Source organism: Heyndrickxia camelliae (assembly GCF_002844575.1).
In the GTDB taxonomy this organism is placed as follows: domain Bacteria; phylum Bacillota; class Bacilli; order Bacillales; family Bacillaceae_C; genus Margalitia; species Margalitia camelliae.
Map to the genome: position 1 here is coordinate 1 of NZ_PIQO01000059.1, position 1,215 is coordinate 1,215.

Sequence of the window (1,215 nt, forward strand, 5' to 3'; positions counted from 1 at the left end):
TGGTATGTCAACACTAAACTAGACAACTTTTTTAAGGTGTTTAAGTTTGTAATCAATCGGACTTACATAACCAAGTGTCCCATGAATTCGTATGTGATTGAACCAGTGAACATAGTCATGTAATTCCCTTGTTAATTCTTCTAAACTATCAAAATGTTTACCTTTCACAAACTCTGTTTTGATGATTTTAAACGTTGCTTCAGCCACCGCATTGTCATACGGGCAGCCCTTCATGCTTAAAGATCGTTGAATATGAAACGTCTCTAAAGCATCGTCAATCAGCTTGTTTTTAAACTCATTTCCACGATCCGTATGGAAAAGTTTTATTTTATGTAGATCGACCTTAATGGAGGCGAATGCACGATAAACCAGTAAGGCATCTTTGTTTGGGCCTGTACTGAAGCCTACGATTTCACGATTAAAGAGATCAACAAATACACATACGTAATGCCATTTTTTATTGACTCTTACGTACGTTAAATCACTTACAACCACCGTCATTTCTTCCTCCTGGTCGAACGCACGGTTTAGTTCATTCTGCTGTTCTGATTCATTACATGATTTTGTATGTGGCTTAAATTGAGCTAGGGTGTAAGTCGAAACCAAGCCTTGCTCTTTCATAATGCGTCCAATTCTTCGTCTAGAAACGATGAGGCCACGTTTTTTCAGTTCTACCTTGATTTTACGTGTCCCGTAATTTTGGCGGCTTGCCTTAAATACATCAATCACGTCGGATGTAATATCATCCTCACTTGCCCTTTCTTTTGCTTCATAATAATAGGTACTTCTAGGGATTTGTAGGACTTTACACATTGCTGATATCGAGTATTTATGTCGATTATTCTTAATCACATTTACTTTCGTCCTAGTATCAGCGCGGCTTGCTTTAAAATGTCATTTTCCATTTCTAGCTGCTTATTTCGCTTTCGGAGTTCGATCAGTTCCTTTTGTTCATCTGTTAAATTGTCTTTCTCCTTGAAAGAGCCCGATGATTGACTCTGATTCACCCACTTATCTAAAGAAGAGGGAGTAAGGTCATATTCACGAATAATATCTTTTCTCGGTTTTCCATTTTGGTAAAGTTGTACGATCTGTTGTTTGAACTCTTCAGTAAATGTTCGACGTTCTCTTTTGGCCATGTAGATTCTCCTCAAATATATTATCTGTAGTCTACTTGACCTTAAAAATTCTGTCCAACTAAGTGTAGCCTATTCA

1 protein-coding gene is annotated in these 1,215 nt (G+C 37.4%); it reads right to left on the bottom strand.

The window, feature by feature from the left end; all coding sequences use genetic code 11:
- Window positions 1–18: 18 nt before the first annotated feature.
- A protein-coding gene (locus CWO92_RS24860) for an IS3 family transposase (RefSeq protein WP_106426834.1) occupies window positions 19–1,139 on the bottom strand; the annotation gives its coding sequence in 2 pieces (ribosomal slippage) (window positions 19–890 and window positions 890–1,139; 1,122 coding nt in all).
- Between the last annotated feature and the right edge of the window lie 76 nt (window positions 1,140–1,215).